Here is a 22,339-nt window from a genome sequence, read left to right on the forward strand (position 1 = left end):
GATTTGATACGAATGTTACTAAATTAAGTCAATTGGTAACAGCGTTAATTTTGTCAAAGTTGCATACTTGTCCTATGCTCTAAGAAAAGGAGGGAACGTGAGCAGCCTTAGTTTACCTAACATTATTGATGTTGAAGCGTCTGGTTTTGGACGAGGTAGCTACCCAATTGAAGTTGGTGTGGTTTTATCGTCAGGCAGGCGGTTTTGCAGTTTGATTGAACCTCATGAATCTTGGCAACATTGGCAAAGGACAGCTGAAGATACACACAAAATCTCATTGCAAGAGGTATTATTATTTGGCAAAGATATTAAATGGGTGGCTAACCAATTAAATACTGTGTTGGCCGGACAAATCGTTTATTCCGATGCTTGGGGCAATGATTCAAGCTGGGTTGCTAAATTGTTTGAACAAGCTGAGGTAAGTCAGCATTTTAAAATTGATAGCATAGTCAATGTGTTAACTGAGCAACAAATGGAAATTTGGCACGACACCAAAGAAGCGCTTGCAGCAAATAGCAAAGAGGCTCGACACAGAGCCAGCAATGATGCTGTGCTTATTCAAAATACGTTTTACCAAACGCAAATTAAATTGGGCTTAGTGAATAAAATCGACGTAGCGTAATCACTCACCAAGCAATTTACGTGCGAGCAATTGTTGTTGCACTTTTTCGTAACTAAAACCGTAACGCAACATAGTTTCTTCTGTAATATCTACTATATCCCCAACAGCAGTAACCGACCATAAATCTTCTTCTAGCTGCTTAGCCTTGTGAATAGCATATTGGCTTACATACGCCAATTCATGGGCGATATAGTCAGTATCTGGACGACCTGTACGCGATAAATAAATACGCAGCGAAAAAAACAAGACATTATTTTGAGTTGCTTTTTGAATAAAGATTTTTCTGGCTGAGTTACTGCGCATTTCCGAAGCGAGAATGGTTTCAAAGCGTGTTGTTACATTAGTTTCTTGCGCTCTAACTCTGACAAACAAATCTTGGTAAACAGGCAGGGAGTCACGTTGTAAACGCCTTAGCATATTAATAATAAAACTGTTCAAGTAGTTGTTGCGTAATAATGGATAAAGGTTGAAGCCAGTTTCGTTATCACTATTAAATAATTTTAACGCCGTCGAGTTTGCATTAGTGTAAGCAATATTTTTGAGCTCGTGACGGATACCGCGTTTGTGAATGAAAAAGCCAATATTGTTTTGTGCGCGAATATATAGGTTACGCAAGGCTTCGGCTAAACCTGGGATCACATTGCCCATAAACGCAGCTTTTAGTTTGTCTTTATTTTTATCAATTAATTGCTCGAAAAATTGTTTGCCTACATGCGCTTGGCCTCGCTCTTCAAACGCACGAAGGTTAATGATTGTTTTGGCTTTATTGAAACCCATGACCTCGTAAACTAAATTTTTCAGTTTAAACTTGCTGGATATTTGCTGTAAGTCGGGTAGTTCAATTTTAAGTTTTTCATATTTTTCGACATTCATAGACTCTGGACATTCTATTTGCATGCCGTTGATTGAGAAATCTTTTGTTATACCCGATTTATCTACATATTCAGTAGATAATACCACTGCAGTTTTGTAGATGTAGCGAGTTTGCGAGCGCAAGTTGACGTATTTAAATGCCACATCTTCAACAGGTAAAATTGGGTCGGTTTTAGCGTGGCCAAACACTTTGAGCTCGTTAACTTCATTTATTTCAAAACTATTGTTTTGTTGGTATAAGGCTTTGGAGTCTTCATCGTCCACTGGGGTTAATACCAATACGTATTTTAGTTTGGAGATATGGCTAAGCACACGTGGAGATGGGCGATTTTTATCTTTAAACGTTTTGTGTTCAGGTGTAGGTGGCAAAGTTGCGGGTAAATACGCATTTTCTACCGCAATGCTATTTAGTTGCGCTTTGTAGACCATCCAGTTTTTTTTGCTACTACCAAACGCCAAAAAGATTCGTTTTAAATTGTCGTCTGCGGCGAGTTCTTCCGCAGAGGCAGAATAAAAATAGGTACGCCCTTTGGCCACGTGGGTAAAAGCGTAAAAGCTAGTTTCTTTTTCACTGTGTGTTTGATTTAACAACTCAGTAATACGTTTGTGGGTGAGTAGTTGGCTGATACAAATTTGGTTATTTTCGTCTAACCAATTACGCACTAAATTTTTGTTATGGTCGTTGCTCAACATCATAACAGGGTAGAGCGCACCATTGTCATGTTGGGCTATAAATACAGGTAGTGAGGTGATACGTGGAAGGTAATATTGTTCGTAACCTTTGATCAAAACCGCATCAACCGAATTATCTAAATTGAGTTTATAGCGTCGCTTATTGCCATTAATAAAATTAGCGAGAAACTCATCAAACGAGTGGGTTTCAACATCATAAGTTCGAACACAGGTCGGGTATATGTAACCTTGTTTCTGTTCGACATTAATGACTCTGTATTGAATTTTATCTTTTAGGCCTAAAGCGAATTCTTTTTCTAAACCAAGAAAACGGATATAAACCAATTGACCAGGTGTTACTTGATATTTGCGCTGTAATTTTAAGCGGCAGCCACTAACTGATATATCTGTGGTAACCGCTTTAAATAAGTCGGTTACGCTGGCTTCAACTTCAATTTGCATCGTGTAATTCATGCGCTCTTCTTCGCGCATTTGTCGCTCACCAAATTTAAGTGCGACCGCTGGGTAATTTGCAATTGTGCCGCCGCTGTCAGCCGTACTATCTGAGCTGCTTGTTGTATCACTATCTAAATTTGTATTGCGGTTTTTCTTTTGTTGTCGGCTGCGATCGGTAATATCTTCGAAGATGCCATTACAATAGAGGCCATAAATTTCTATACCTTTTTCGAACCGTTCAATGCTGTGCATATCTAAATAATGCACGATACCTTGATGGTCGTACTCTGTGCATTCTTCGTCGACCAAACCGCGAAGATCAATACGACGTGCACAAGGGGTGGCAAGGCGCTTAAGCTCCATTTTTATTAAAAATCGTTTTGGTTTTGGTATATCAGACGCCAACAGATTCAATACTTGATCAAAATCAGGTGCTTTGACACTCGGTTTTAGTTTTTCAATGATTGATGCAAATTCAGCAAGTGTTGGATCTTTTTTTGTCATACTTATTGTTGAGTCCAAAATCTATGGCTTAAAAATTAGGTATTTACCTTGTGCGACAAATTATTATCGTCATTGTTGTAAACAAGTTTATACCTAAATTACTGGAAAATGTAGAAAAGGATTAATTTTATCTATTGCTAGAGCCTGATAAACTTGCAGAAAATTATCAGAAGTTAAATGAGTTTTATGGCGAAATCTAAAACTGCTTGGGTTTGTAATGAATGTGGCGCTGACTTTTCACGCTGGATGGGGCAGTGCAACGAATGTAAGTCTTGGAATACCATCACAGAATATAAAGTTGCTAAATCTACCAGCCCGAGTGTTGCAAAATTTTCAGGTTACGCAGGACAAGTTACTGCCAAAATAGAAACTTTAGAGTCAATTGAATTAACTGAATTACCTAGAATATCTAGTGGCCTACAAGAGTTTGATCGAGTTTTAGGTGGCGGAATAGTGCCAGGCTCTGCTGTGTTAATAGGCGGCTCGCCAGGTGCTGGCAAAAGTACTTTGTTATTACAGACTATGTGTCATTTAGCTAAACATATGCCAGTGTTGTATGTAACGGGTGAAGAATCGTTACAGCAAGTGGCGATGCGTGCTGATCGCCTAAAACTCCCAAAAGACAAACTTAAATTATTATCAGAAACCAATGTTGAGAATATTTGTTTATTAGCGAGTGAAATAAAACCTTCCATCATGGTCATTGACTCAATTCAAGTTATGCATATGACGGATATTCAGTCAGCGCCGGGGAGCGTTTCGCAAGTACGTGAAACCGCTGCATTTTTAACCCGTTACGCTAAACAAAATCATGTCGCAATTTTTATGGTCGGACACGTAACAAAAGACGGTACCTTGGCCGGCCCTAAAGTGTTAGAACATTGTATCGACTGCTCTATTTTGTTGGATGGCTCGACGGACAGCCGATATCGAACTTTGCGCAGCCATAAAAATCGCTTTGGTGCAGTGAATGAACTTGGGGTATTTGCTATGACAGAACTAGGCATGAAAGAGGTGAAAAACCCGTCGGCGATTTTCTTGTCTAGAGCAGATATTCCAGCGGCAGGTTCTTTAGTTATGGTTATTTGGGAAGGGACAAGGCCGCTGATGGTTGAGATCCAAGCATTGGCGGATCACTCTATGTTAGGCAATCCAAGGAGAGTAACTGTTGGTTTAGAGCAAAATCGTCTGGCGTTATTGTTGGCAGTGTTACATAGGCATGGCGGTTTAGCTTTGGGCGACCAAGATGTGTTTGTCAATATAGTTGGTGGTGTCAAAGTCAGCGAAACAGCTGCTGATTTAGCTTTGTTGGTTGCGCTCGTATCTAGCTTTAAAAACCAAATACTTGCGCAAGATTTAGTGGTGTTTGGCGAGGTTGGTCTTTCAGGGGAGATAAGGCCAGTGCAAAACGGTATTGAGCGCTTAAAAGAAGCGGCCAAACACGGTTTTAAACGTGCGATTGTGCCAAAACAAAACGCACCCAAACAACCAATTGGTGATATGCAAGTAATTGGTGTGAGTCAGTTGTCCGAAGCGCTTGAAGTTATCTAACTGAACCAGAGTTAAGTTAATTTATTCATTCGCTACGGTGAAATCCATATTGCTGTCATATTCATGTAAGTGAAAAGAAACATGGATTGCGTTACAGCAAGCGGGGCAATCTTCATAATAATCTTGGTCACCATTTGAGTCGTCTAACATTAGATGAATATGGTGACCGCAGTGTGGGCATTCAGTTGCCTTATCAATTAAGTAAGTAGCCATGTGACCCTCCATTAAACAAATAAAATTTGGCTGTCCTTTGTTAAAGTTAGGTCAAAATAGCCCGAGTTAAAAATCCTGACGGAGATATTTTTCCGCGAATATTTAGAATTCGTATTTATAAATTTACATTCGAGCTATTTGCAGTAAGTACTCTTTACTTTGCTGAATATAACTACCAGCGAATAGGTTTGCATGATTGAGGATATGGTAAAAATTATAGATATGTTTTCGTTTGTTGTAGCCAGCCTCTAACGGACTGATTGATTGATAACCTGTATAAAACTCTTCTGGGAATCGCCCAAATAGTTCTGTCATTGCAATATCCGTTTCAGGATCACCGTAATAGCTGGCTGGATCGAACAATACAGGGTCTTGCGCGCAACCAATATTGCCTTGCCATAGATCACCATGTAGCAGCGCTGCCGGCGGTTTTCGTGATTTTAGTAACCCATGGATAATCGCGACAATTTCATCAATATCTCCAATTGAAATGCCTTTTTCTTGCAATAGCTCTAATTGAAAACCAATGCGTTGTTCGGCAAAAAAAGTTGACCAATTGGTATGCCACTGGTTGTTTTGAAGGGTTTTTCCAATGAAATTGTTGGCGTCAAAACCATATTGAGCTTGCACATCTTGTTGATGTAATTGGGCTAGTTGTACACCTGCTTGTCGCCAACTATTCATTTTAAAAGGGTGAAAATCTAAAAACTCCAAAACTAAATAACTATGTAATTGGCTAGTATTCAGCACAAGTACCTTGGGTGTTTTAATACAGTTTGTTTTGGCAATTTTTGACAGCGCAAGCGCTTCGCAGGCAAAATTTTCATAAAAGTCGTGCTGATTCACTTTTACAAAAAAGTCACCAGCATTGGTATTGATGACAAAAGCTTGGCTAATATCGCCGCCACTTATGCTGTGTTTATCGAGTATTTTTACTTCAGCACCAAGATGTGCTGACAAGTCAATTTCTACCTGATGCCACATAGTGATAGTCTACTTTATTGCGGTTAGATCAAAGTATAGTCTAGCCAAGCTGCTTGGCTAACTATTTTGTTGGATTTTATGTAAAATTTGTTGATATACCTGTTTTAAACCGTTTGCTCTTGATTCGGATAGGTGATTGGCAAGATGATATTTATTTAGGCTAGTTGATAGCTCAAAATTATCTAAACCAACCAAGTTAATTTCGTGCAATATGATAACTAATAACCCTCGGACAATTTTTGAATCGCTGCTGGCTTTGATGACAGGGTGGCCGTGTTCAATTTTGTTCACTAGCCAAACCTTGCTTTCACAACCGCTGACAAGGTTTTCATCTATTTTATCTGCTTCATCAAAAGGTAAATTGTCTATCGTGCCTAGCTTCATTAAAAAGCGATAACGGGATTCCCAATTATTTGCCTGTAAAATTTGCTCTAACTGTTTTTCTAACAAAATGAATTCCTAACTAACGCTGAGTTTAATCAATAAACTCAGCCAATTTTTTGATACATTCAACAAAATAATCTACTTCTTCAACTGTATTATAGGGAGCTATGCTAACTCTAAGGGTACCTTGTCCTGACAATTGACTAACAATTGGCATAGCGCAATGAAATCCCGTCCTAATGGCAACGTGCATTTGTCCTAGCAGCTCTGAAGCGTCGGTTGGGTGCATACCATCTATGGTAAATGACACTGCAGACAGTTGTTGTTCACCCAGTAAATTGATAAATGCGAGTTCACTGAGTTTTGCTTTAGTTCGCTCAAGCAGAGAATGTTGATAGTGATGCAAAGCTGACAAATCACACTTTTTTAACCAGTCTAATGTGGCTGCAAACGCGTGCACTGCTGCAATATTTGGGGTTCCAGCTTCTAGATAATAGGGCAGACTGTTGTAGTTAACTTCAGTGTAACTGACCCTATTAACCATTTCACCGCCATACAAAGGGGCTGTTAACAAACTCAAACTTTGTTCTTGACCTAATAATACACCTAAGCCTGTGCCTGAATACATTTTATGTGCCGAGAAAAAATAGAAATCAACTGCTAACTCTGTGAAGTTTACTGGCTGATGACAAACAGCTTGAGAGCCATCAACAATCAGTTTTAGATTGGGAAATGGTTGGCAAATTTTGCTAATAGTCTCTATTGGTTGTAATACACCTGTTGAGTTAGCTACATGGCTGATTGCGACCACTTTTGTTTTTTCAGACACTAAATTTGTCAGTGCTTGAGTATCCAACTGTAAATTTTTATCTAGCGGAATGAATTTTAGCTCTAGTTGATATTGTTTAGCCATTTCTATCCAAGTGACATGGTGGGCATGGTGTTCACCCGCACCTAATAATACTTGGTCGCCCACTTGTAAGAAATTATTACATAATCCTTTTGCAATAATATTGGCAGATTCAGTAGCGCCTTTGGTCCAGATTACTTGTTTTTTATCCATAAGGTGAAAATAATCGGCAACACGTTGGCGGCATAACTCAAATTTGTTGGTATTTTGTTTAGCACTGTTGTGGGTCGAGCGATGCACAGTTGCATGTTCAAATTGATAATAACGATTTATCGCATCTAAAGCGGCTTGGCAGATATGGGTGGTAGCAGCATTGTCTAGGTAACATTCTTTAGTTTGTTTAAAAAAAGGAAACTGGCTGCGAAATTCTGTTACGAATGATGGAGTTTGCATAATAGGCTTATTACATCCAGTTATGATTGCGGATGAGTTTGTCGGTCAGTTCAGGCGCACTCAGGGGTTTAGAATACCAAAAACCTTGTGCATATTGGCAATTGTGCTCTTTTAGAAAGTTGATTTGCATTTTATTTTCAACACCTTCGGCCACAACTTTTAAATTCATGTTAGCTGCAAGGTCTGAAATTGCTTTAACTATAGCAACGTCATCGTCATTCATTGGCAAGTCTTTTACAAATGAGCGATCAATTTTCAGTGTGTCTACTGGAAAGTTGCGCAAGTAGGCCAGCGATGAATAACCAATACCAAAATCATCAATCGACAAAGATATGCCTTGATCAACCAAAGCACGCATAAAAGTTTCGTTGTGTTCTATGTTTTCAATAAATACTTCTTCGGTTAGTTCAATTTCAATATGGTGTGGGCGCAACCCTTGTGCCTCATAATTTTTAACGATTTGTTGAAATAGTCGCTGTTGCTTTAGCTGTTTACCTGAAATATTAATGGCCACATGTAACTGAATAAAACCCAATTTATGCCAAATGCCGAGTTGTCGGCACGCTTCTTCAATTATCCAATCACCCAATGGGACGATAATGCCAGACTCTTCTGCTAATGGTATAAACTCTTGTGGTGGTATCCATTGTTTGCTTTCTTCATCGAACCAACGGATCAACGCTTCTACACCAATTATTTTGTCGCTTTGCAAATCAATTTTAGGTTGGTAATGAAGCTCAAATGCTTGGTTCTCAAAAGCAGTGTTTAACTTTTTCAGCAGATTTACCTTGTGGATAATCGCAATTTCTAAGCTTTGATCAAATGCCTGAATGGTATTTTTGCCGTGCGATTTTGCTTTGTTTAGTGCAGAATCAGCTTTGCGGATAAGGTCGTCGACTGATACCGTATTAACATTGGCTATGACATAACCTATGCTTGCAGTGGTATAAAACTCGTATTGGTCTAATACGAATTTAGTATCTACGGCTTTTAGAATTTTTTGGGCAACGCGATTAATTACACTGACCGCTGCTACATCATCTATAAAAATTGCAAATTCGTCACCACCAATTCGAGCTAGGTAAGAATTTTTATCAATCACCTTATTTAATCTAGCTGCAACTTTAACTAGTAATTGGTCGCCGATATTATGGCCTACAACATCATTCACTTGTTGAAAAGCGTCTAAATCAATCAAGAGTAATGCAACATCTCTATTGGCCTTGTGGTGTAACCTTTCTTTTATATGGCAGTATATTGCGTTGCGATTATTCAGACTCGTTAACTCGTCTTGGCAAGCCATGGTTAACATTTCATTTTCAATGCGTTGTCGCTCGGAAATTTCAGTGTTTAATTTTCGGTTTGTTGAGGTTAAATTTTGATTGAGTTGTTTTGCCGCTGAGATAAGTTGAACTAGGGTGCTCAGTAAGCAACTAATTAATAAACCTACAATAAATACATAGGTTGAAATTGGATCGTGTTGTTGTTCAATTTTTTGCTGAGTTGGCCATAATTCTAAGTGCCATAGCTCGCCCATTAGCTCAAAAGATACACGGCTTGAATGATATTTAACTGTTACCGTGTCGAAGTTACTTGCCGCGCTAGAAAATACTTTCTCGTCATTCAAGTAGACGTTGGCGTTATAGCCATTGAGTTTGGTGAGTTCAATGGCTGAGTTAAAAAAGCTATGCTGTTTAACTACACCAATAATATAGCCTTGCAGTTGCTCTTGTTTGCCTATGGGTACATAGAACAATATGCCTTTAATACCTTGTACCAACTTCCAGTTTGCGACCGCCACCCAACTACCAGTTTGTCCTGCTTGTGTTATCTTGTCAGCAATTAAAGGGATTGTATTTAGATCAAGTTGATAAGCATTTTGATTGCCGATTAAGGGTTCTATCCAACGTATTACCCCTTGTTGGTCTGCCCATTCCACAGCTTGAACATAGTCTAAGCTTTCGACTATATGCCTTGCTTGTTGGTGCCACAAAAAAGGTTCAGGTTGTCCGTAGCTGTTCCATTGTTTGGCCAACCAGTTAAATAGAAATATTTGTTGCTCAATTTGTTTATGTATTTGTTGCACGGCTTTCGCTGCTTCGTTTTTGCTTTGTGCAACAATGGTATTATCCGACTTTATTAATAACATCCACACAGTTATTGCGCAGACACACATGCAGATAATGAAGGTAAATATAGCTGGGCGGTATTTTAGGAACAATCCCATAAAAAATAATCATTAATTAATTTCACAGGCAAATTATAGCCGAAAAGCCTATTTATTTAATTGAATTTTAAAAATAAAAAAGCCCAGTGGCGAATTCAACCGCTACTGGGCAAACAAGAGCACATTTTTCACTAGCAATTATTCAGACCGGCCGATTTTACTTTTGTTCCAATAAAGTTAAATATTCTTAAAAAAAATTAAAACTCTGTTTGACATTGACTGGTTTTAAACATAAATTTTAAACGGTTGTTTGAAATTTTGTGAGGCTTAGGTGTCAAAAGCAAATACCAAAACAAAAATCCTTGAAGCTGCAGAACAATTATTTGCAGAGCAGGGTTTTAATAGCACGTCATTGAGGCAAATTACTAATGAGGCCAATGTTAATTTAGCATCGGTTAACTACCATTTTGGTTCAAAAAAATCGCTTATACAGGCTGTACTAGCCAGATATTTAGAAATCTTCATGCCAATACTGAAGCGAGAATTAGATAAAGTCGCTGCTGATAAGGTCTCTACTGAAGCTATTATTCAAGCCTTCGTCCCACCTTTGTTTGAACTGAATAAATTAGGCAAACAAAGTGCAAAACATTTTACCGTCATGATTGGCCGTGGATATTCGGAAACGCAAGGGCACTTACGTAAATACATAGTTAATGAATACGGCGAGGTGCTAACACAAATAATTGAGCTATTCTCGCAAGCTTTACCTAAACTAACTAAACAAGAATTGTTCTGGCGGTTGCATTTTTCTTTAGGTGCGTTGGTGTTTGTAATGAGCTCTAGCGGTGCGCTTGAAGAAATCGCAATGTCAGATTTTTTCGAACAGGCTTCAACCAAAACAATAGTGCAAAAAGTTGTGCCATATGTGGCAGCAGGATTAACTAATCAACAAGGCTTTTTGCCAAACCAATTTACCACCGACCAAATTGGGGGGTCATTATGAGTATTTTAATTATTTTATTAATTGCTTGCGCAGTTGTACTTGGTGTCGCTGAGATCAGGCAAAAGTGGGTGACTAAACCTATCTTTAAAGTTTTTAAAAAAATATTGCCGCCTATGTCGACCACAGAAAAAGAAGCGATGGAAGCGGGGGATATTTGGTGGGACGGTGAAATTTTCTCAGGTAAACCAGACTGGCAAAAATTGCATCAGTATCCCGATGGTAAATTAACCGAAGAAGAGCAGTCATTTATCGACAACCAATTGGAAACTTTGTTGGGCATGTTAGATGACTTTTCGATTGTACATGAAACCAAAGACTTACCTGAAGATGTGTGGAACTATCTAAAACAAAATGGTTTTTTTGCCATGATAATTCCCAAAGAGTATGGTGGTTTAGCTTTTTCAGCCACAGCTAATTCAACAATAGTGACCAAAATCGCCACACGCAGTATTAGCACTGCGGTAACTGTGATGGTGCCAAATAGCTTAGGTCCAGGGGAATTGTTAACACATTATGGTACACAGGCGCAAAAAGACCGTTGGTTACCCGGCCTTGCAAATGGTCAAGAAGTACCATGTTTTGCTTTAACTGGGCCAGAAGCAGGCTCTGACGCTGGTGCGATCCCTGATAAAGGAATAGTGTGCAAACAGGAGTTTGAAGGTAAAGAAACTTTAGGTATTAGAGTTACTTGGAACAAACGTTATATCACTTTAGCGCCAATTGCGACCGTATTAGGTTTGGCATTTAAACTTTACGATCCGGACAATTTATTGGGTGACGAAGAAGATATCGGCATTACCTGTGCGTTAATTCCAACCAATCACCCAGGTGTTGAAATTGGAGACAGACATTTACCTATGGGTCTAGCTTTTATGAATGGCACAACTTATGGGCAAGACGTATTTATCCCAATCGACTGGATTATTGGTGGGCCTGAATATGCTGGAAAAGGTTGGCGTATGCTAGTTGAATGTTTGTCTGCGGGACGGGGCATTTCGTTACCTGCATTAGCTGCTGCAATCGGCCATTTATGTACAAAAACAACCTCAGCCTATTCATATGTGCGTAAACAATTTGGTTTGTCTATCGGCAAATTTGAAGGGGTGCAAGAAGCATTAGCACGGATTGGTGGTTCATGTTACATGGTCGAAGCTGCAAGAAGATTTACCACTTCAGCACTTGATTCAGGTTATAGCCCTTCAGTCGTAACGGCTATTTCTAAGTACCACATGACAGAATTGGGCCGACAAATCGTTAATGATGCGATGGACATTCAGGCTGGTAAAGCTATACAAATGGGACCTAAAAATTATTTAGGCCACATATTTTGGGGTATACCAGTTGCGATAACAGTAGAAGGCGCCAATATACTTACACGTAATTTAATGATATTTGGCCAAGGCGCAACCCGTTGCCATCCATACGTTTTTAAAGAAATGGAAGCAGGGGCCAATCCTGATTTTAATCAAGGTTTAAAAGAGTTCGACGCATTGTTGGTTAAACATGTTGGATTTACCATGCGTAACTTAGGCACAGCATTATTTAATGGTTTAACCTTGTGCAAATTTTCAGAATCTCCAGTTGCAGGTGAAACTGCACAATACTACAAACAAATGAATCGTTTAAGTGCCGGTTTAGCTTTGTGTACTGACGTGTCAATGTTGATTTTAGGCGGTGCGTTAAAACGTAAAGAAATGATTTCGGCGCGTTTAGGCGATGTTTTAAGCCATCTTTATATGGCTTCAGCTGTATTAAAACGTTACGAAACAGATGGCCGTCAAGTTTCAGATTTACCATTTGTTCATTACGCAGTACAAACCTGTTTACAAAAAGCTGAAATAGCCTTTCAAGGTTACTTTGACAACTTTAGACCACGTTGGTTAGCACATGCTTTAAAACGCATTATATTCCCATACGGTGTAAGTGCTAGAGGGCCAAACGATATACTAGCCCGCCAAGTTTGTCGCTCATTACTTAAAACGGGTGATACTCGTGATCGCATTACTAACTTGTGTTACATGGGGAAAGACGAAAACGATGCAATTGGTGTTGTTGAAGCAGCCTTCGTTGCTATGCATCAGTGCCAAGCAATTGAGTTAAAAATACATGGTGCACAAAAATCAGGTAAGTTGCCTAAACGAGTACCATTTGACGAAGTTATCGCCAAAGCACAAGAGCAAGGGTTGATAACTGAAGTTGAAGCGCAACAAATTTTACGGGCCGATGAGCTACGTAAAAAAGCAATTGCAGTGGATAGCTTTTCACCTGAGCGTTTTAAAGGTGTGCAGATAGATGCTAGTGATCAAGAAAACGCTGCTTAACTAGTTTCTTGTCAACAATACTAACAAATAACGCTCTTATAATTAGAGCGTTTTTGCTACCAGGCGTAATCTAGCCGAAGGCCAATAAGTGGAATAAGTGGTTCGGCTTCGCTATCGTCTTTCACTTCAACGCCGCGGCGGTAGTCAAACTCTGAGTCATCGCTTGAAGATGCAGCGGTAACGTTAATTACATCAAGAAATGCTGTTACATCTATCGGGCCAAATGCACGGCGATAGTCGACACGAACGTTTAACAAGCCTGAACCACTTTTGCGACCGACATTTTGTTCAGTGATCTCTTTCGAGTAACGAAGCGGTTGTCCCGGCCCGAGCACGTCTGAATGAATAATAAACTCATCGTTTGGTCTGCCTGAAAGGTATTTATATCGCCAAGCAATTTTCCAACGATTATTGATTTCCCAAGTCAAACCTAGTGTAGCAACATGCTCTCGACTGAATTCAGCCGCAACATCTCCTCGACCATCTTGGCGATCGACAACTGCATTATTGTACGAATAAGTTGCTGTCGTATATAAACCTTCGAGGATAGAGCCGTTTAGCACAATATCTATACCATAAGAAGAGCCGTCACCAATGTTTGCAAATGTGCCATTTGCACGGTCAAGATCTACCACTAGCTCGTCGAGGTTTTGGTAATAGGCCTCTGTCAACACAGACCAATTTTTGCTCGGGAAATATTTAAAACCGACACTCGCATGTGTGATAACTTCAGTCTTTAGATCGTTTGACTCGTTAGCTGCTAGTTCTAAAAACCTTGGCGATTGATGGAAGCGCCCGGCGGTCATAAAATACCTCACCGTATTGTTTGGCTGCCAGTTAACAGCCAATCTTGGTGACACAAAGCTCTCGTTTGCAAAGCCATCATGATCAAATCGCAAACCCGTGGTAAAATCCCATTCATCAAGTTCATATGTTTGCTCTAGGTAGCCAGCATAGCTGGTTTCTTTTTGTTTTACCGACGCGTTAATGCTTTCGGGCGTTAGCACAATATAATATTGTTGTGGATCAGGTCTAAAATCATCATAGTCATAGACAAATCTGTTCCAATCACCATCCAAGACGGTATTGTAGTCTAGTTCAATTTGTGTGACTCGAACACCTGCACTGAATACACCCAATTGGTTAACCGTTTCAAAATCGCTGCGCCAGCCTATTTCGGTTTCTCCTTCTGCAATGGTGATAATGTCCTCTCGCACTGGAAAACTAGAAGGTGGCGAGCCAGCAGGCACTTGCTCGGGAAAGGCTTCACCCTCTGAGCTGATTTTGTCACTATTTCGGTAATAAATCTTATTGGTCCAAACAGCTTTTTCACCAACTAATGATTGTAGCGTCAGGCCATACAAGTCACTATCTTGTTCAGAATTTTGCAGCGCTACATCTTCGAAATTTGGCGAGGCAAATACATGAGTTACATCTCGGCTATAGACTTCGTGTGTATCTATTAGAAGAATTTCTATCGTGTTGGTTTGATTGATTGGTATAACTGACTTGACTATGATGTCTCTTAAAACTGGTTCGCCAATGTCTAGTTCTTCGATGGTTTCAAATAAAGCACCGAAGTCTAGTCGCCGAGCGGAAATAAGCATAGTCGCATCTTTAGCAATTCCGGTTGGCCCATCATAACCAAGTTCATATCCAGCAAGATCGTAGCGCAGGCTTGCCGAAGGACTTGGGTTGCCATCGGCTACTTCAAGTTTAAGTAACGAAGCCGCTCGGCCTGCATAAGCAGCCCCCCAGCCACCAGGCGAGAACTCAGCTCCACTGATAACATTTGGCGCAAAGATCGAGAAACGGCCGCCGCCACCGACATCTTCCTCTTCACCCAATGTCGCATCGAAGTGTACAGCTTTATCAAAAGGGAAGTCGTCAACAAACAACAAATTATCTCTTGGCCCTCGGCCTCTCACACTAAAGCTGGCAAACTCGCTTGCAGATGCCAAGCCGGGCAAACCATCCAACGAAAGCAGTGGATCAGCACCACCACCTACAGCGCTTCGCAACGCTTCTCTGTCAAGATAGGTACTAGAAGCCGATGCAAATATATCAGCTTGCTGCCCTCGAACTACTACAACTTCAATTGGGTTTTCTTTTAGTTCGAGTTCTATCTTGATGTGTTTGCGCGTAATTACCCGTATACTAGGTTCAAATAACGAAGAAAAACCGCTTTTACTTGCATTGACGGAGTAAAGGCCGGGTGCTAGTTGCTCAACGATAATTTTGCCTTGGTTATCGGTTACTAAAGTTTGTGTGGACGCGTTTTGCCGTTGTTTGAGTATGATCTGCACATTTGAAAGTGGCCGGTCAGTATTTTGATCTTTGACAATAAGGGTAAGTGTACCTGGCGCTTCGGCCGCGTTGGCGAAAAATGGCAAGCTGACGATATACGCCGATAACGCCAACCACAATAGATGTTTTAAGTTGCTGTTCATATTGACCTGCCCCCAATAGTAGAAGCTTTTTGAAATGCCTGAGCATGTTGCCAGCCTCTAGCGGATTAGTACCGCTAACAAGTTCTCTGAGTTGTAGATTTGATATTAGGTGACATATGCCAATACAGCAATTTTACGCAGGCAGGAGCTGCGATTTACCGAATCACCATCCGAGAGTCTTACATTCATTTACTTCATGCTTTCCCGCCAGAACGAAAAGGTCAGTCTAGAGCGGTAGGCAAATTTCGTGTATTTATTCGCTGTAGACGCTTTGTAATTATTTATTAGTCATTTGCGAACGTCCAGAGTAGTATGAAGGTGCACCAAGTATTTATATGGCAACATGGCCTTTATTACTTAGGGCAATTACAATAGTTTGGTATTTAAGCTGTTTATTGCTTTTGGCTGATTTCGATAATGCTAAAAGAAAAGGCGTTTCTGCTGGACGGTTTATAATGGTTCATGGACAACAAAATTGATTGGGGTGGTTGTCTAGGATTACACAAAGTTTTAATTGGACAAGTGGTTGTATTGTTTTAGCAAATTCAGAAGTGGATAAATTTATGGATTTAGTTAAAGCGGGTACAAAAATTCAAATAGAATGGTAATTGGCGTATTGAGCATGGAAGATAATAAATTTTTTAAATTAGTATGGCGTTTTAATTGTTTAGTTATTTCGGTTGCTGGAATTCTTGCAATTGGGGTACTTTTGTTTGTTATGTTGCAAATCTTCACAGAAACAACGAGAGAGCGTAACAGGCAAAATATTGTTAATATTGACGAAAACGAAGAGGTAAAAGAAAATTGGAGGCTAGGTCAAGTAACGAACTTATTAAGTCATAAAACGCTTATGATCTCTTTAAATTCTGATCAAAGCTTCAATCGTGGTTATTTTAGCAAGTCTTCAAATTCAACTCGAAATTACCTCTTTATAAACACTGAAACTAACTCAGAACAGTGGCTATTCGATCACACAAACTACCTGATTGAGAGCACTAACCATTTACGACTTGGTGATTACAACTCCAAAGAAGTTGTTTTAGCAATTCTTTATAACTTAGTTAAATTAGACTCAAACAGTGATAATCGCCTTACGCCAAGTGACTTAACAACAATTGCTATTTCTAAACCTAATGGCTCGGGTTACAAAGAAATATTGACTGATGTAGAGCAAGTTATTGGTAACACTCTTTTATCTGAAACTGAGCTATTTATCATCTATCAGTTAAACGGTAAATCACTTAGTTCTATTATCAATTTAACTAACTTTGAGCTTAGCAACACAAAAGAGCTGCCTAAAGTCAGCTTATAAAGCAATAATTAAGGGCATAAAAAGCTAAGGCAATGATTAAAAGATAAAACTAATTTTCTTGAAAATAAGAATTGGTACCACCGAGTGGACTCGAACCACCGACCCTGGTATGGGTTATAGAAAGAGGGGAGTGCTCTATTCTTGGAGCATTTTGGTACGACCGAGTGGACTCGAACCACCGACCCCTACCATGTCAAGGTAAGGTTTCGTTACTTGCTGAAATAACCAGAAATATAAAATAATTTAATATCAGTGATTTAGCTGTTTTTGTTGTTGCTTGTTATTTCACAAAATAGCTGTTAATTTACCACTAATGTTTGCATATTGTTTGCAGATTTTAAGGTGGTTTTTAAATGGCTAATTCAAGTATAACGGGGCTTAGCGCTGCAAAGTGTAGCGAGCACATAGCTAAATCAAGCTACAGAAACGAGCTTGCTTGTCCAAAAATCTTAGGTTTTCATCTACAAAAGCTAAAAAATGGCGGTTGTTGGCGCTTTCGTTATCAGGATTTTAGCGATACCAGACGCTTAATTAATTTAGGTAAATATACAGGTGATACTGCTAACCGCTTAGAAGCCGCAGAACAGGCCGCCAAATACCGAAAAATGTTAGCCGAGGGAATCGACCCGCTGGCAGAAAAAGAAAGTAAACGTGAAGCTTACCGCCAAGCCGAAGCTAAAAAACAATCAGGCTTATTAGGTTTGTATTTAGACGGTATTTACACCCAACACCAAAAGCGCAAAGCGGGCGAGGGCAAACATACCCTAGCCATGATTAAAAAACACTTTGCGGACTGGTTAGATAAACCCATGCAAAGTATAACAGTGGCAGACCTTAAACACTGGCAAGCACAAAAAGAACAAAGCGGATTAAGCCATGCCACTATAAAGCGCACATTTGGCGCATTGCGTACCATGTTACGCCACGCAGTACGCGAACACGTTTTAGAGGTTGACCCGTCCGCCAAATTCCAATTAAGCCCACCAACAGCAAACGAGAAAGAGAAAAGCACACAGGGCGATAACTTAAAAACTCGCAGAATGTTAACCCGTGACGAATTGGAAGGCATAGCGCAAGGTTTAGAGGCTTATAAACAACAATTAATTGAGCAGCGCGAGAATAGCCGCAAACATGGCAAACCCGATTTACCCAGCCTTAAAAACTTAAAGCACCCGCACTGGTTTTTTCCGTTTTTTCATTTGGCAAGGTATAGCGGATTAAGGGCAGGTGATTTATATAGCCTCAATTGGTCTGAACTTAATTTAGCGTTTAAACGCCTGATCACTGTACCTAATAAAACCAAACATCATAACGACCCGATAAAAGTTGATTTGCCGTTAAATACCGATATTTTGCAAATTATGATTGATTGGCATAAACAGCAAGGCGAACCGCAAACAGGTTTAGTTTTTCCGTCACCTGTAACAGGTAAAAAACTGGATAAAAAAGCCCATATAACGCACTGGAAGCAAGTATTAGAGCTAGGCGGCATAAACACCCCATTAGATTTTTATGCGCTTAGACACCACTACATAAGTGCGATGGTAGCTGGTGGCATTGCCTTATTTACCGTTGCCAGATTAGCGGGGCATAAATCGGTAAAAATGATTGAACAACACTATGGACACTTAGCACCCCATGCCGCCACTGACGCGCTGGAACTGGTAGCAGGTGGTTTTAATTTACAAGGAACGAATAAGCAAAAAGGAGTGGTTTAGATGAGCAAGAGCAAAAAGACCTACAACATAAAAACGTTAGGGGAAATTGGACGAGAACTTAATAGCTTTAAGTTTGAATTGGAACATTGGGAAAAAGACAATAGTTATGGATTTGATAGATTCGAGATATATAAAAAAATTAAAAAGCTAAATATAAAGGAATGTGACAAGATTTTTTTGTCTAATATTTTGCACGGTAAAGTAAAGTTTAGAGGTTCTCGAGCTAACAACTTTCGCACGAAACTTTTTAAGTCGATGCCTGCAATGGGAATTTGTATTGCAACAGAGGTGCTAGAGCGTGAAGAAGCTATTAGCAATAAGAAAAAAGGAATTAAAATATTACGTGGTGATCTGACACCCAGAGAAAAAGCGAAAGAAGAAATTGCAGAAAAATATGGTGTGAGTGTCAGAACTATTGAGAGGGAATTAACCCGATTTAAACTACGCAAATTAAAATAAATATTGCCGCCAGAAGGTATAGAGCATTAGGCGGAGCATGTTATTTCCACACGGTTTAAGCTGACAGCAGAATTTCAGTAAAAACCAGTAAATGTGAGGTTATAACAATGACACAAAGTACGCTTGAACAAATAAAAAATGCTCTTGAAAACAAGAAAGAGCAAGAGGTATTAAGGCTTAAAGATGCTGCCAGTTACCTAAATATAAGCCTTACAAGTTTATGGCGAATCTGCCAAAACGATCCACTAGCCCCACCCAAAATACGTATTACAAGCAGATGTTGTGTAATGCGAAAGGCTGATCTAGACGCTTACCTTGAATCAAAAAAGGGGGCGTAATTATGACTAAATTAGCCCTTTCAACTTTAAACCAACAAATAGTGGTTGCTAAGCATATTGTTAAGCATGGCTCTATAAATCGTTATGAAGCTGATGCAATAGGAGTTTGCCACTTAGCGGCCAGAATAAAAGAACTTAAATATAAAGGTTTTCCATTTGGTTGGATTGATCAACAGGTTATAGACCCTCACGGAATTAAACACAATGGCGTTAGGCGTTATTGGTTTAATTTGAGTGTGATGACCGACGAACAAAAGCAGTTATTAAATAAGCTCATTGGAAGCTAGGCCGCCCAACTAAAAATTATTAGTTGAGCAACCCTTAAACTTTGCTGGTGGTGAAAGTTTGCCGACCCAACCACCAGCGTTCTAAATGGTAGCTTATTTATGCGCTTTCTTCATTCGATTTTTATTCTTTTAGCACAAAACACCCCTGCAAACATTTGGCGGTTTTGTCTTTGGCTTTATTTGGCGGTTTTGACTTGGCGGTTTTGTCTTTTCAATTATGCCCTAAGCCTAACAGCTATAAAGGCTAGCTGGTTTTTAGTTACCGCAAAAACGAGCGGTTATTTATATTATCCCTTAAATATACCCTGTTAGTTTATGCAAAAAAGAAAACGTAAAAACACGACAGGTCGAAAATATATTTCAATGGCGGCCACTATTTTACATCGTGGTGAATTAATCCCTGTTAATGCGAGTGGCTCGGGTTGCTACACAAATATGCTTAAAAAATCATTTGAACAATTTGATGTTGGTTTAGATAAATGGAAGCGACAAATATTGATAATGATTGAATTACATCAAGAACACCCGACCAATGACAATAAACGCATGACCATATTTAGAAAGCGTTTAATGACACGTATAACCGCGCATTATGGTATTACTGAAATTGGGTATTGTTGGGTACGTGAACAGGAAAAAGCCAAAGCACAACATTACCATGTAGCGTTATGGGTAGATGGTGATAAGGTTAAAACTTCACATATCATTGCAAAATTTGCCCGTGAAGTATGGGAAGATATGGGCGGCTTCTATTCCGTTAATCGTAGAAGCTTTATCTATGTTGATTCGCCCGAAACAAGGTTGCAGGCGTTGCACTGGTTTTCTTATTTGTCTAAAGGCCGTGGAAAAGGCTACAAAGATGCACAAACCAACGACTATAGTACTAGCAGGCTAAAGCCGACATAATATTCGGAAGTCATATTACGCCACAAATGTTATATTGTAACAATTAAAGCCTAACAAAACTGTTAGTTTTAACCTGTTTTTCGTATCATTATTTTTGCTGGTGGCTTATGGCGTGTTATTACAATATTCATCAAAAGCGATTTTATACAGGGCAGTATTACCGTATTTACGCAAAGTATTTTAAAGAGTTGCTAAGTGCTACAGTCGATAATAACAACGTTCAAACCTATCGAATAAACGCTGATTGGCTAGGTGATGAACACCGCCAGTTTAAACTGTATCAAGCTGACGAATGGCCGCGAGTAATGCTATTCAAAATTAATGAGCAAAAAATACCAGTACCACTTCAAACTGACAACCGCAGTATAAGTAATAAGCTTTATTTGATTTGCCCATATTGCGGAAAACAAAGACAACACCTATTTGTAACTAAATACAGTTTCAAATGCCGCGACTGTGCAAACCTTCATTACCTTAGCCAAAGTGAAAGCAAACCAGATAGGTTAGCGAGACGCATTAGAAAAATACGCGCTCAAGTTTGGCCTAATAGTTTTCCCGACCGTGATAACTTATTTGATCAATCATATTTTTGGCCTAAACCTAAAGGCTGGCACTATTCAAGGTTTGAAAAAATCAGGGCGCAGTTATTAAAGTTAGAGACTGAATATTGGCAATTACACACAGATAAATTAAACCGAATGTTTGGCGAATATACGACATTTTATTAATTAACAATAGACGACTAATGTTTGCATATTGTTTGCAGATTTGAGTTTTTAGGATTTTTGTTAGTGACTACTTCGGCTGAAAGCCTTTAGAATTGGTACGACCGAGTGGACTCGAACCACCGACCCCTACCATGTCAAGGTAGTGCTCTAACCAGCTGAGCTACGGTCGTACATTTGGAAGCTGTTGTCTAAACAACGGCGCGAATGTTACTGGTAAGTTATCGCTTTAGCAAGGGAATTTTGAACAAAAAAGTTTGATTGCGGTTTTTTTAATCATTAACTACAGTCGGATAGCAAATTTTGCCAAGCTTGTTGATGTGTAACATTGGCTTGGGTGAATTCACTATAAACACTGCCGCTGGTTAAAGTGAAATATCGCTCAAAATATAGCGGTGAGTGGCTTAAGTGGTTAAATAGTTTAATAACGGTTGGCATAAGTTCATGTTGTAAGCGGCTTAAATTTGCTAAGTGAGGTTGTAACTTAATCACAAAGAATTTGTGTAGTACATTTTCAAGGTAGTCGATTTCGATTGGTCTGGTGTTAGCACAAACTTGTTGGCTGGTTAATTTGTTTAGTACAGTTGCTGTGTGTTGCAAAACCTGCGTTGTGTATTCAAGTGTATACAGGTATTGGGCTAATAACTGACTGTTGTGTATTTTGGCGGAGCTTTTATTAAAGTTTTCAACAATCTTGTGTTTAGCGGCTTGCTGCGGTAACTGCACCAATTGATTTGCAGCTTTAAAATAGGCTGCTATATCTATTATGCCTTGGCTGTCGTGTATTAGCATTTGAGTTGTTGGCTGAAATAGTTTTTTATGTATTTCACTATTTAGTAAAAAGTAGTCAACTTGTTGCTGCCAATTTTGTTGTTTAAATTTGTGTATCTGAGTTAATTCTGGCGCTTTGGCAGCATTATGGTAATCGCAGTAATTCAATTGATTTAATAAACTTGCTTCGTAAATAAAGTGGTTAGCAACACTTTGTACTTTACCTAAACTACTATTTTTTTCACCTATGTATGCTTGCAAGTTACAAGTGTGGATAGACAAGGCCTCTAATAATTCGAGCTGAAAGGCTTGTGGCTGTT

General features: G+C 39.4%; 20 protein-coding genes and 1 tRNA gene. 12 read left to right on the plus strand and 9 right to left on the minus strand.

Going from position 1 to position 22,339, the window contains the following annotated elements:
• The first annotated feature begins 97 nt into the window (after positions 1-97).
• Complete coding sequence (locus WSC_RS0105480) at positions 98-622, plus strand: hypothetical protein (RefSeq protein ID WP_016954910.1); 525 nt, start codon at positions 98-100, stop codon at positions 620-622.
• Here WSC_RS0105480 and WSC_RS0105485 read toward each other — a convergent pair whose 3' ends face one another.
• Positions 623-3,127, minus strand: a complete 2,505-nt coding sequence (locus WSC_RS0105485; RefSeq protein WP_016954911.1) for a PilZ domain-containing protein — start codon at positions 3,125-3,127, stop codon at positions 623-625. It lies immediately after the preceding gene.
• A gap of 186 nt (positions 3,128-3,313) precedes the next feature.
• On the opposite strand from WSC_RS0105485, the gene radA reads away from it, so the two are divergent.
• Positions 3,314-4,678 (plus strand): DNA repair protein RadA, encoded by a 1,365-nt coding sequence (radA, locus tag WSC_RS0105490; RefSeq protein WP_026016689.1) that lies wholly within the window; start codon positions 3,314-3,316, stop codon positions 4,676-4,678.
• A 21-nt stretch (positions 4,679-4,699) separates the two neighbouring features.
• On the opposite strand, the gene WSC_RS0105495 is transcribed toward radA, so the two are convergent.
• The 5 genes from WSC_RS0105495 to WSC_RS21915 all read right to left on the minus strand — a co-directional run bounded on the left by WSC_RS0105495 (position 4,700) and on the right by WSC_RS21915 (position 9,711).
• Positions 4,700-4,891, minus strand: a complete 192-nt coding sequence (locus tag WSC_RS0105495; RefSeq protein WP_016954913.1) for a CPXCG motif-containing cysteine-rich protein — start codon at positions 4,889-4,891, stop codon at positions 4,700-4,702.
• Positions 4,892-5,014: 123 nt separating this feature from the next.
• On the minus strand, positions 5,015-5,875 hold the full coding sequence (locus WSC_RS0105500) for a fructosamine kinase family protein (protein ID WP_016954914.1): 861 nt from the start codon (positions 5,873-5,875) through the stop codon (positions 5,015-5,017).
• A 57-nt stretch (positions 5,876-5,932) separates the two neighbouring features.
• Entirely contained in the window at positions 5,933-6,325 is a 393-nt protein-coding gene (locus WSC_RS0105505) for a SufE family protein (RefSeq protein WP_016954915.1), read from the minus strand.
• 25 nt (positions 6,326-6,350) lie between these two features.
• Positions 6,351-7,562 (minus strand): aminotransferase class V-fold PLP-dependent enzyme, encoded by a 1,212-nt coding sequence (locus tag WSC_RS0105510; RefSeq protein WP_016954916.1) that lies wholly within the window; start codon positions 7,560-7,562, stop codon positions 6,351-6,353.
• 10 nt (positions 7,563-7,572) lie between these two features.
• Positions 7,573-9,711 carry a bifunctional diguanylate cyclase/phosphodiesterase gene (locus tag WSC_RS21915; RefSeq protein WP_016954917.1) on the minus strand — a complete coding sequence of 713 codons (2,139 nt, stop codon included), beginning with the start codon at positions 9,709-9,711 and terminating at the stop codon, positions 7,573-7,575.
• A 349-nt stretch (positions 9,712-10,060) separates the two neighbouring features.
• Here WSC_RS21915 and WSC_RS0105520 point away from each other — a divergent pair, with 349 nt between their 5' ends.
• Positions 10,061-10,732, plus strand: coding sequence for a TetR/AcrR family transcriptional regulator (locus WSC_RS0105520; protein WP_016954918.1), 672 nt, complete (start codon positions 10,061-10,063; stop codon positions 10,730-10,732).
• Positions 10,729-13,053 (plus strand): acyl-CoA dehydrogenase, encoded by a 2,325-nt coding sequence (locus tag WSC_RS0105525; protein ID WP_016954919.1) that lies wholly within the window; start codon positions 10,729-10,731, stop codon positions 13,051-13,053. The genes WSC_RS0105520 and WSC_RS0105525 overlap by 4 nt, the downstream gene beginning before the upstream one ends.
• Positions 13,054-13,109: 56 nt before the next feature.
• Here the strand turns inward: WSC_RS0105525 and WSC_RS0105530 are convergent, their stop codons facing one another.
• A complete protein-coding gene (locus WSC_RS0105530) occupies positions 13,110-15,503 on the minus strand; it encodes a TonB-dependent receptor (protein ID WP_016954920.1) in 2,394 nt (797 codons plus the stop codon).
• Positions 15,504-15,991: 488 nt separating this feature from the next.
• On the opposite strand from WSC_RS0105530, the gene WSC_RS25545 reads away from it, so the two are divergent.
• The 8 genes from WSC_RS25545 (at position 15,992) to WSC_RS0105565 (ending at position 21,251) form a co-directional block, all read left to right on the plus strand.
• Complete coding sequence (locus tag WSC_RS25545) at positions 15,992-16,111, plus strand: L,D-transpeptidase (RefSeq protein ID WP_337459645.1); 120 nt, start codon at positions 15,992-15,994, stop codon at positions 16,109-16,111.
• A 14-nt stretch (positions 16,112-16,125) separates the two neighbouring features.
• On the plus strand, positions 16,126-16,815 hold the full coding sequence (locus tag WSC_RS0105535; RefSeq protein ID WP_016954921.1) for a hypothetical protein: 690 nt from the start codon (positions 16,126-16,128) through the stop codon (positions 16,813-16,815).
• Positions 16,816-17,168: 353 nt separating this feature from the next.
• Positions 17,169-18,533: an integrase family protein gene (locus tag WSC_RS0105540; protein ID WP_016954922.1), complete on the plus strand. Its 1,365-nt coding sequence runs from the start codon at positions 17,169-17,171 to the stop codon at positions 18,531-18,533.
• A complete protein-coding gene (locus WSC_RS0105545) occupies positions 18,534-18,992 on the plus strand; it encodes a hypothetical protein (RefSeq protein WP_016954923.1) in 459 nt (152 codons plus the stop codon).
• 107 nt (positions 18,993-19,099) lie between these two features.
• On the plus strand, positions 19,100-19,330 hold the full coding sequence (locus tag WSC_RS25570) for a helix-turn-helix transcriptional regulator (protein ID WP_016954924.1): 231 nt from the start codon (positions 19,100-19,102) through the stop codon (positions 19,328-19,330).
• Positions 19,331-19,332: 2 nt separating this feature from the next.
• On the plus strand, positions 19,333-19,617 hold the full coding sequence (locus tag WSC_RS0105555) for a helix-turn-helix domain-containing protein (protein WP_016954925.1): 285 nt from the start codon (positions 19,333-19,335) through the stop codon (positions 19,615-19,617).
• Positions 19,618-19,932: 315 nt separating this feature from the next.
• Complete coding sequence (locus WSC_RS21925; RefSeq protein WP_082196123.1) at positions 19,933-20,523, plus strand: YagK/YfjJ domain-containing protein; 591 nt, start codon at positions 19,933-19,935, stop codon at positions 20,521-20,523.
• Positions 20,524-20,630: 107 nt separating this feature from the next.
• A complete protein-coding gene (locus tag WSC_RS0105565; RefSeq protein WP_016954927.1) occupies positions 20,631-21,251 on the plus strand; it encodes a hypothetical protein in 621 nt (206 codons plus the stop codon).
• A 93-nt stretch (positions 21,252-21,344) separates the two neighbouring features.
• Here the strand turns inward: WSC_RS0105565 and WSC_RS0105570 are convergent.
• Together WSC_RS0105570 and WSC_RS21930 are read right to left on the minus strand one after the other, a co-directional pair.
• A tRNA-Val gene (locus WSC_RS0105570) sits at positions 21,345-21,421 on the minus strand.
• 106 nt (positions 21,422-21,527) lie between these two features.
• Positions 21,528-22,339: DUF3080 family protein (locus tag WSC_RS21930; RefSeq protein WP_016954928.1), on the minus strand; the 812-nt coding region annotated here is incomplete at its 5' end.

The organism is Catenovulum agarivorans YM01 (genome assembly GCF_000281085.1).
Lineage (GTDB): Bacteria > Pseudomonadota > Gammaproteobacteria > Enterobacterales > Alteromonadaceae > Catenovulum > Catenovulum agarivorans.